The organism is Facklamia sp. P12945, assembly GCF_050409485.1.
Taxonomy (GTDB): domain Bacteria; phylum Bacillota; class Bacilli; order Lactobacillales; family Aerococcaceae; genus Facklamia.
This window is the reverse complement of sequence record NZ_JBNUPJ010000032.1, coordinates 1-9,522: the sequence shown is the minus strand read 5'-3', so window position 1 is coordinate 9,522 and position 9,522 is coordinate 1. Positions and strand designations below refer to the sequence as shown.

Sequence of the window (9,522 nt, the reverse complement as noted above, 5' to 3'; positions counted from 1 at the left end):
AAAGTAAAAAATAGAGTTGAGGCCTTCGGCCATCAACCCTATAAATTATAGAACCCTAAATTGAGGGCGATTTTTTAACCAATCTCTAATTTTCCATCGTTGTTTCTTCTGAGTCTTCTAAATAACTTTCCATCTCTTCACTTGATTCTTCTTCTATTTCAAGAGGAGTCATGGTCACTTCTTTTTCAGTATCAGATATAACTTCTTCAGAGAATGTAAACTCACCAGGGAAAGCCTCTTCCACAGCCATTTGAATTTCATCGATAAACTCACCGGTTAATTCATCAGCTTTAACGATATATTGATATTCTTCGCGATCTGCCTCATATTGAACTTCAAAGGTTGCTTCATCGTAAGTTAGCGCTTGGGTTTCGGTGCCTGGTCGAATACCTAAGATGATATCGAATTTATCGTCCACTTTGATCATTTCTCCAGCAACAAAAAGATCCGGATAAATCAGTAATTCCTTCTCTAAGTATTCCTCCGCTGCTTCTTCTGTTTCAAATTCACTCGAAATATAGAATAAAATGTAGCGTCCTTTTTCTTCAACAGCTTCTGCATAGGTCACTCGAACCAAAATAAAGTCTTCATCAATGATTTCTTTTTCAGCAATAAAGCGGTCTTTTGTCGCCTCATCTTCTTCAATCAATTGAATAAAATCATCCGCTTCTGACTCTTCTTTGAAGACATTAGCATTAAAAGTAATGAATTCTCCCTCAAATAAGTCAATCTCTTCTTCTACTTCCGTCTCTTCTTCCATTTCAATACTTGTTTCTGGTATCTCAATCACTTCAATATCTTCTGGTCGATTGGAAGGCTGTGGGCGACTTGGAATATAAGGTTGAGTTGGTCTAGGGTTTGGATTAGGTTGGGGCTGGCTAGCAACCGTTGTTACAGTCGTTTCTGTAGTTTGAACAGTTGTTTCTTTTGGGCTTTCAACTGTAGTGTTAGCAACAGTTGTTTCTTTCTCTTCAGACTCACCGCTACCATTGTTAGGCTTAGTTGTAGTTTCATTTTGAGGTTTACTAGGTGCAATCGTAGACTCCTGTGGTGCAGGCTGATTTCCTTCGTTTGTGGGTGGGGTTTGCTCAGTGTCCGGCTTATTTTCAGTGTCATCCTGAGCAAAAATTGTCCCCACGCATCCAAACGTTAAAACGGTAACTACTAAAAGATTAATAAGTTTATTCTTCATTCTATTTTCTTCCTTTCTTATTTAGCGACGGAAACCTAAAACAATTAAGACAATTCCTAAAAGGAATAAAACAACTGCAACTCCTATAGTTACAATAGAAACATTATCTTCAGAAATCCCTAGGTTCATTAACTTTTCCTTTAAGTTTATCTGTGTTAAATAGTCATCAACTTTGGTGTTGAATTGAGAAAATAGATTTCCTGCCATGTTTGAGCCGTTATCATCACTTTCTACACTCGCTTGCCGCTCAGATAAAGGTAGTTGGCGAAGTGTCACTAACGTTTTGCCATTTTCTTCTACACTTTCAAAACTGAATTCACCAGGAAAACGTTCTTCAATGGCTTGACGATAAGGGTCATCACCATTTGATTCTAATTCATACTGATAAGGCTCTCTTTGATCATAGTATTCAATTTCTTGCTTAGCTGTATCTATACCAAAGCCATCTGCGTTGGCATTAACTTTCAAAGCAAAAGCCAGATCATATCCATCACCTTGTGATGCCAATTCACCTTTTTCAAACAAATCAGGATAATATAATAGATGTTTATCTAAGACTTCTTGGGCTTGACTTTGATCGGCAATATTGACTGGAAAATATAAAACAATCAGTTGACCATCTTCTTTAGCACTGTCACGATAATTAGCTGAAAGTAAAAAGCGACTCTCTTCAGAGACATCCTCTAAAATTATCTGATCATTCAGACTTGCATCATTCTTTACATAATTGGCAAAGTTATCTAGTGATTCTTGATTTTCAAACTCATTAAGGGGATAAATAACAATATCCGTTTCAAACAAACCTTGTTCCATTGCTTTATTAGATGCTCTTTCCTCATTCTCACCAACGGATGATTCGTCATCAGAGTTTGTAGATTTCTCTACTTTCTTTAAGTCTGACGGAAGGGCAGGTCGTGGAATGAAAGGATCAGAAGTTGCTTCTACCATCAAGTTAGAACAAGTATAAAGACTGAACAGGAACCCTATTAACAAACAATAAAAAAAACTCTTTTTCTTTTGCATAAACCGAACTCCTCTAAATTTGTTAGCTACATTATAACAGTCTTATACCTTTTTTAATAATGGAAACTTTGAATTTATAAAAAAAGAGACCTTAACAAAGTCCCAAACAATCAGTCCCAATAATCCGAATGCAAGGTAGTTTCATAAAGGGGTCATAAGCAAGTTTTTGCCTATACTATTCAAACAGCTTGCAATCGCAAGGGGGTGGATATTAGCTTATAGTGTCTACTCTAGAAATACCCACTATACGCAAGTATTTCGATTACTATTTAAAAAGATTACTCTTTTTAATCCCACTCATCTCATTGCAGAGGCGAGCTATAAAACGGCCACCATCGTTCAATTTCTTTTAAACCAATCCACCATACCAGTTTTTCCTTATACGCGACCAAGAAGTAAACCCGAGCATAGAGAGTGTATCTATGATGAATACTATGACTGTTATTTAGATGAAAAAATGGGGTCTATCATTCTACGACCACTAATCAAAAAGGCTATCGAGAGTACAAAGCCTCTCGTCAAGATCAGGAGAACAATCAAAATAAATGTGTAATTAGCCGACATGTGTGGCAAAAAGCCCTTGAAAGGTGTGAGGATATCAGGTATTCAGAGGGTATGCGTGCTCTTTATAAAGAATCCAAAGAGTCCGCTGACAGAATATTCGGCACTGCTAAAGAACATCATGGCTTTCGATAGACGCATTTTATTGGAAAAAGCTTGATGGAATTTAAAGCAGGGCTCACTTTTACTTGTTTAAACATGAAGAAATTGGCAAATATACTAGAGATGAAGAGCTAGAAAGGCTTCGATTTTTTATTTTACAGGAAACTTTTAAGACAAATAAAGACAAACCCTTCCTTGAGAGTTACTCAAATAGGGTTTGTCTTCAATCTGAGAGCAAAATTATCTTGCTCTTTTAAATAGCTGCTATTAAATTAACTATGCTTCTTCACGTTTCTTAGCAACTAAGCCTAATCCTGCTAATACAGATAATGCTGCTGCACCATAAATTGCGAAGGTTGAACCTTCACCAGTTTGTGGTAATTCAGATTTAGATCCACCATTAGATCCTGGTTTAGATTCTGGTTTAGATTCTGGTTTAGATTCTGGTTTAGATCCTGGTTTAGATCCTGGTTTGTCTTCTTCGTGATCACCTTTATTTTGATCTTCTTTATCTTCTTTATCTAACTTATTTTCATCTGCAGCGATTTGATCTTCAATATCTTTGATTTTGTCTAAAGCTTTATCAGTGTCATTCATAACTTCTTTAAGAGCAGCTTCGTGTTCTTTACCGATTTGGTTGACAACTTTAGCAACATCTACGTTTTCACACTTAGCAAGGTTAGCGATTTCTACTAAAAGCTTAGAAACTTTTACGTTAGCTTTTTTAGCATTAACTTGAGCGCCTAATAAAACTGCTTCTTGCTTCTTACGAGCTTTAACTGCTGCTTTGTGAGCATTCATAGTAGTCTCTACATTTGGTTCTACTTGAGCTAATTTAGTAGCTGCTGCTGTAGCTTTTTCTTCTGCTGCATCTAAAGCTTTTTGAGCTGCTGGGATTTTCCCAGTTTCTTTATAATTATCATTTGTTTCATAGTCAAATTCCAAGTTTTGAATGGCTGTGTTGTATTTATTTACAGCTGTTTCATCTGCTGTTGATTTAGTATTTATCGCTGCTGATTTAACTGCAAGGAATTCTTTTTCTGCAATTTGAACAGCGTTTTTAGCATTATTATGGTTAGTTTCCCATGCTGTAACTTTAGCTATTAATGCTTGATGAGCTTCTTCAGAAGCATCTTCATTTGTATCTGTTGTGGTTTCATAAGCTTCTAATACAGCTTTTGCATTATTCCATTCAGTTAATGCATTTTTTTCTTCTGTTTTAGCTGAGTCAACCTTAGCTTGAGCTGCTCCAACAGTGTTCTCATAAGCTTTTTGAGCTGCAGCTTTTTCTTGTTTCATTAATTCTTCTGCTGCTTTTTTAGCATTAGAATATTCTTTTTTTAATTGATCAAAATGTTTTTGAGCTGCATTTAATTCTGCTTTAGCTTCTTTATCAGCTGCTACTGCTTCATCATAAGCTTTTTTAGCTTCTTCATGTGCTGCTTCTGCTTCTTTTTCAGCATTTAATAATTCTGCTAATTTTTCTTCTGCTGTAATAACTGCTGCTTCTGCGTCACCTTTAGCTGTATTAGCTGCATTTAATTGATGTCCTGCTTCAGCTAATTTAGCTTGAGTTTGCTCTTTAGTGTAACGTACAGCGCACTCATTCGTTTGAGTTTGTGCGTTTACTGATGTTGCTACTGGCATTCCTGCTGCTGCAACAGTTAATGCTGCAACTGAAGTTAATAATAATTTTTTCATTTATTATACCTCTTTCTTTTTTTGTTTTTTATTTTTCTAGCGACGGCTGGAAAGCTTTTTGCATTCCTTACTTTTAATATTAACAAACTTCTAAATAATTTTCAAGGCTTTTTAAAGATAAAATTTAAAAACTTTAGGAATTCTTTAGAGTTTTGTTAGTACTTAAGTTTGAATAAGCATTTAACTTTCTTCCGACATGAATAATTATAACTTTCTCTTAAAGAATAGCAAGTAAATCTAAAGTTTTTAAAGATACAATTCGGTTTCAAATATTACAAGTATTGTAATGTTTGATTCTTTAATGTAAGTCTTCCCTTAAGATTGGAATTTCGACCCGAAAGACAAGATCTTGATCTTCCACAATTCCATAAGCTACCCCTTGATGAAGGGCAACCATATTGCGTACAATCGCTAACCCTAAGCCTGATCCCGGTTTTTGAGAGGTCCGTGAGCTGTCAGCTCGATAGGATCGTTCAAATACTCGTTCCAAATCTTCCTCATTCAATAAGGTGCCATTATTTCGAAACTCGATAACCACCCATTTTTCTGTTTTAATCGTATCCAGTCTGTTTTTTTGATAACGAGTATATTTTTTATACTCTTGATCAGTCATTTCTGTCACTAATATTTTTTGATAAGTGGCACCTTCTCCGTATTTAAAAGTGTTGGTTATAAAGTTGTTAAATACTCTTACCATTTTTTCAGGATCAATTTCTAATACCAAGTCACTCGGTGTGACTTGACAGAACATTTCAATCCCTGCTTGCTTGGCTTGCAAATTAAAGTCAGCAAGCACCTGTTCTGTAAAAGCTTGCATAGCTATAGCTTGTTTATTAACTTTTGCAGTCGTTTGTTGGGTGGAGGTATATTCAAACAGATCATTGATTAATACTTGCATACTTTTAGCTTTACTATGCACTGTTTTTATATAAGAGGCCAGTTCTTCTTGAGTTAAATCTGAGCTGTCTTGAATCAGTCTTAAATACCCAAGTATTGAGGTAAGTGGCGTTCGAATATCATGACCTATATTATTCATTAATTCATCTTTTGTTTTCTCGGTCTCGTCTCTTTCCTTAAAAGCTTGATTAATAGAGTCCATCAGGGTGTTCACATCCTGAGCCAAAGTGACATAGTCTCCAATTCCCTCATTGGGAATTCTCAGGTCATACTTGCCTTTAGCCATGGCGGAAATATATTTACGAATATACCTTAAAGTAATCCGATTTCTTTCATGAATATATCTAAAAGTCACTGTAATAAATAAAGTAGCAAGATAAAGACTAATTAATATTTGATTACTTTTATTATAGAGTGTATATGCGATAATGTTATCTTTCAAATTTGTTTTAATGGTCCATCCTAAATTGAATGTTAAAAAATTTAAGAGTTGTTGATAGCTAAACATTAGCACAAGATAAATAAAGGAAACGGTACCAGCTACTATAAATAGATTTATCGTCATTTCAATGCGGTCGCTTTTACTTAGTTTAAAACTTTTAAAAGAAGGAATTAGTCCAGCCTTTTTTTCTTCATTCTTATTTATCAATCTTATAGCCCACTCCCCACACGGTTTGAATAACTTTCTCGCCGCCAGTTGCTTCTTCTATTTTATTTCTGAGGTTACTTACATGGACCATTACCGTTTTAGTAGAAGCAGAGGAATTATCCTTCCAAACACTATTAAGAATTTCATCAGCAGACCAAACTTTCCCCCTTTGCTCGGCAAGTAACTGTAAAATTTCAAATTCCAGACCTGTTACTTTAATTTCTTCTCCTTCAGCAGTCATCACTTGATGTCCTTTAGTATCGATTGTGACTGCTCCTAGATTAATAAAGTCTTTACTGTCTTTTTGCGCTAAAGAATGAGCATTCACACCTTGACGTCTTAAGATACTCTTGACTCTAGCGACTACCTCTAAAGGTTCAAAGGGTTTAGTAACATAATCATCGGCTCCTGCAAGCAAGCCAGAAATTTTATCGGTTTGAGTCTGATTAGCTGAAATAAAAATAACTGGAATATCTACATTTTTATGACGCATGGCTTCTAATACTTCCATCCCCGTCATTTTAGGCATCATAATATCTAAAAGAGCGATATCTAATTCAGGATGTAAGTTAATTATTTCTAAAGCTTCTTCTCCGTTATTAGCTAATATACACTCATATCCCTCATTACGCATATAAATATGTAATAAATCTAAAATTGCTTTGTCATCATCTGCAATTAATAACTTGACCATTTTCTTCCCTCCTCAATCTTTCTCTTCCATTATAGCCCAACTTTTTAAATTTATCTTTAAAAAGGGAAAAACCTGATCAGAAGATCTGACCAGGTTAATATAGATGGGATAGAGAAATTATTTAACTTCTACAGATCCACCAACTTCTTCAATTTTAGCTTTCAATTCTTCAGCGTCTTCTTTAGAAATGCCTTCTTTGATTGCTTTAGGAGCGTTGTCTACTAATTCTTTAGCTTCTTTCAAGCCCAAGCCAGTAGCTTCACGAACCACTTTGATTACTTTAATTTTAGCGTCGCCAGCTGAATTTAATACTACGTCAAATTCAGTTTGCTCTGCAGCAGCTTCGCCACCGCCAGCAGCAGGTCCAGCTGCAACAGCTACAGGAGCCGCAGCAGATACGCCAAATTCTTCTTCAATTGCTTCTACTAATTCGTTTAATTCTACAACTGTTGCTGATTTGATATCTTCAATAATTTGTTCAATATTTAATGCCATTTTGGTTTCCTCCAAATATTTTTTTAGTTTATATTGTACTTATGCGACGAGCGATCGATTTAGGCAGCACCTTTTTTGTCGATAATTCCGTTCAAAGCGTAAACCATTTGTTGTGCTGGGTTTGCTTGAGAAAGGACAGATGCCACATTGCGCATTGGCGCTTGCAATACAGATAGTAACATTGAAAGTAATTCTTCGCGACCAGGCATTTTCGCTACTTGTTCAATCATTTCTTTAGTAGCTGCTTGACCTTCAACAATTCCGCCACGAATTTCAAGAGTTTCATTGTCTTTAGCAAAGTTTGCTGAAATTTTCGCTGGATTTACGACGTCATCTGAGAAGACAATCGCTGAAGGACCCTTGAATAAATCTTGAGGAACTTCGATTCCTGCTTTTTCAGCCGCACGACGAAGCATTGTGTTTTTCACAACCTTCATTTGAACGCCTGCATCACGTAATTGTTTACGGTAGTCTGTTACTTCTTCAACCGTTAAGCCAAGATAATCCACTACAACGATTGTTGCAGAGTTTTTCATATCTTCAGCAATTTTTTCAATTTCTTGAGCCTTTGCATTTAATACTGCTTCTTTAACCATGTTTCTTCTTTCACCTCCATCAAATAGGTATAGAGATTTTTTAAAATTAAAAATCTCTATGTCACCTAGACATAGAGATAGCTTCCTGTTTAACGGGAACTTCCTCGGTAAGAAATTAAGGCTTAGCCACTTACTGTCTTAGGTCGTTTAAAATACTTATTTATCATAGTGATAAACAAATTATTTGTCAATATGAAATTATAAACTTTCGACGTTAATCTTGATTCCGGGTCCGAAAGTGGTTGCTAAAGCTAAATTAGTAATATAGGTTCCTTTAGCTGTAGCTGGCTTCACACGCATAATTTGCTCATGAAGTGCTTTGAAGTTTTCCACTAATTTTTCATCTTCAAAAGATACTTTACCAATTGGAACATTCACGATACCTGCTTTATCTGCACGGTAAGTTACTTGTCCAGCCTTGATATCGTTAACGGCTTTGGTTACGTCCATTGTAACGGTACCTGTTTTAGGGTTTGGCATTAAGCCTTTAGGTCCTAAGACACGACCCAAACGTCCAACTTGTCCCATCATATCTGGGGTAGCTACCATTACGTCGAAATCTAACCAACCACCGTTGATTTTATTAATTAGATCTTCTTCACCAACAAAGTCTGCTCCAGCAGCTTCTGCTTCAGCGGCTTTTTCACCTTTTGCAATAACTACCACTGTTTGTGTTTTACCTGTTCCATGTGGTAGCACCATTGCGCCACGAATTTGTTGGTCTGCTTTTTTAACATCGATATTTAAATTGTAAGATACTTCAACAGAGGCATCAAATTTTGCAAAGTCAATTTCTTTTGCTAATGCGACTGCTTCTGTTACATCATATTTCTTTGTACGGTCAACTTTTTCTCTTGCCGCTACATAGTTTTTGCTTTTCTTAGCCATTTGTTTTTCCTCCTATATTTGTGGTTATTCGGGGTTTCCCTCCCACACCCGATAGAAACGGGGCGAGAAGCTACCTTGGCGCTTAGTCTTCGACTGTAATCCCCATTGAACGGGCAGTTCCTTCAACCATACGCATAGCAGCTTCTACATCGGCTGCATTTAAGTCTGCCATTTTAATTTCTGCGATTTCACGGACTTGATCACGTGTAACCTTTCCGACTTTGTTCTTGTTAGGTTCACCTGAAGCCTTTTTCAAGCCAACAGCTTTTTTCAATAGGATTGGAGCTGGTGGTGTTTTAGTAATAAAGGTAAATGAACGGTCTTCATAGACATCAATAACAACTGGAATAATCATTCCTTGTTGATCTTGAGTACGTGCGTTAAATTCCTTCGTAAAGGACATGATATTAACGCCGGCTTGACCTAACGCTGGACCTACTGGTGGAGCTGGGCTCGCTTGACCTGCAGGGATTTGTAATTTTACTTGAGTGACAACTTTTTTAGCCACGAATATTCCTCCTTATGTCAATTTTCGTGATGTGGTAATTGGAGCTTTTATCTTTTTTAAACTTGCTCCTCCCACCCAATGCATGGTTTGAATACATGCATTGCAATATTATAACGGAAGGCTTATGAGATTGCAAGAAGTATTTAAATAGCTTTTTCTTGTTTGTTAAACGTAAATGATAATGTCTCAAGAGAACACAAATCAAAATGTCCCACT

9 protein-coding genes and 1 other annotated feature are annotated in these 9,522 nt (G+C 36.2%); all 9 genes read right to left on the bottom strand.

What is annotated here, in order from left to right; translation table 11 throughout:
* Positions 1-85 precede the first annotated feature (85 nt).
* The 9 genes from ACQV2X_RS08265 to rplK all read right to left on the bottom strand — a co-directional run bounded on the left by ACQV2X_RS08265 (position 86) and on the right by rplK (position 9,306).
* On the bottom strand, positions 86-1,192 hold the full coding sequence (locus ACQV2X_RS08265) for a hypothetical protein (protein ID WP_428874545.1): 1,107 nt from the start codon (positions 1,190-1,192) through the stop codon (positions 86-88).
* 21 nt (positions 1,193-1,213) lie between these two features.
* Positions 1,214-2,215, bottom strand: a complete 1,002-nt coding sequence (locus ACQV2X_RS08260) for a hypothetical protein (protein ID WP_428874544.1) — start codon at positions 2,213-2,215, stop codon at positions 1,214-1,216.
* A gap of 939 nt (positions 2,216-3,154) precedes the next feature.
* Positions 3,155-4,579, bottom strand: a complete 1,425-nt coding sequence (locus ACQV2X_RS08255; RefSeq protein ID WP_428874543.1) for an LPXTG cell wall anchor domain-containing protein — start codon at positions 4,577-4,579, stop codon at positions 3,155-3,157.
* 298 nt (positions 4,580-4,877) lie between these two features.
* Entirely contained in the window at positions 4,878-6,125 is a 1,248-nt protein-coding gene (locus ACQV2X_RS08250) for a sensor histidine kinase (RefSeq protein WP_428874542.1), read from the bottom strand.
* On the bottom strand, positions 6,115-6,819 hold the full coding sequence (locus tag ACQV2X_RS08245) for a response regulator transcription factor (protein WP_428874541.1): 705 nt from the start codon (positions 6,817-6,819) through the stop codon (positions 6,115-6,117). The genes ACQV2X_RS08250 and ACQV2X_RS08245 overlap by 11 nt, the downstream gene beginning before the upstream one ends.
* A gap of 117 nt (positions 6,820-6,936) precedes the next feature.
* Positions 6,937-7,314, bottom strand: coding sequence for a 50S ribosomal protein L7/L12 (rplL, locus tag ACQV2X_RS08240; protein WP_428874540.1), 378 nt, complete (start codon positions 7,312-7,314; stop codon positions 6,937-6,939).
* 59 nt (positions 7,315-7,373) lie between these two features.
* Positions 7,374-7,910: a 50S ribosomal protein L10 gene (gene rplJ / locus ACQV2X_RS08235; RefSeq protein WP_428874539.1), complete on the bottom strand. Its 537-nt coding sequence runs from the start codon at positions 7,908-7,910 to the stop codon at positions 7,374-7,376.
* A gap of 38 nt (positions 7,911-7,948) precedes the next feature.
* Positions 7,949-8,071: a sequence feature (ribosomal protein L10 leader region), on the bottom strand.
* A gap of 37 nt (positions 8,072-8,108) precedes the next feature.
* On the bottom strand, positions 8,109-8,798 hold the full coding sequence (rplA, locus tag ACQV2X_RS08230) for a 50S ribosomal protein L1 (protein ID WP_428874538.1): 690 nt from the start codon (positions 8,796-8,798) through the stop codon (positions 8,109-8,111).
* Between the two features lie 82 nt (positions 8,799-8,880).
* Positions 8,881-9,306, bottom strand: coding sequence for a 50S ribosomal protein L11 (gene rplK, locus ACQV2X_RS08225; protein WP_428874537.1), 426 nt, complete (start codon positions 9,304-9,306; stop codon positions 8,881-8,883).
* Positions 9,307-9,522 lie beyond the last annotated feature (216 nt).

Bases quoted from the DNA above. Each gene is read 5' to 3' on its own strand.
- ACQV2X_RS08265 (WP_428874545.1), bottom strand. From the start codon at position 1,192: ATGAAGAATAAACTTATTAATCTTTTAGTAGTTACCGTTTTAACGTTT.
- ACQV2X_RS08260 (WP_428874544.1), bottom strand. From the start codon at position 2,215: ATGCAAAAGAAAAAGAGTTTTTTTTATTGTTTGTTAATAGGGTTCCTG.
- ACQV2X_RS08255 (WP_428874543.1), bottom strand. From the start codon at position 4,579: ATGAAAAAATTATTATTAACTTCAGTTGCAGCATTAACTGTTGCAGCA.
- ACQV2X_RS08245 (WP_428874541.1), bottom strand. From the start codon at position 6,819: ATGGTCAAGTTATTAATTGCAGATGATGACAAAGCAATTTTAGATTTA.
- rplL (WP_428874540.1), bottom strand. From the start codon at position 7,314: ATGGCATTAAATATTGAACAAATTATTGAAGATATCAAATCAGCAACA.
- rplJ (WP_428874539.1), bottom strand. From the start codon at position 7,910: ATGGTTAAAGAAGCAGTATTAAATGCAAAGGCTCAAGAAATTGAAAAA.
- rplA (WP_428874538.1), bottom strand. From the start codon at position 8,798: ATGGCTAAGAAAAGCAAAAACTATGTAGCGGCAAGAGAAAAAGTTGAC.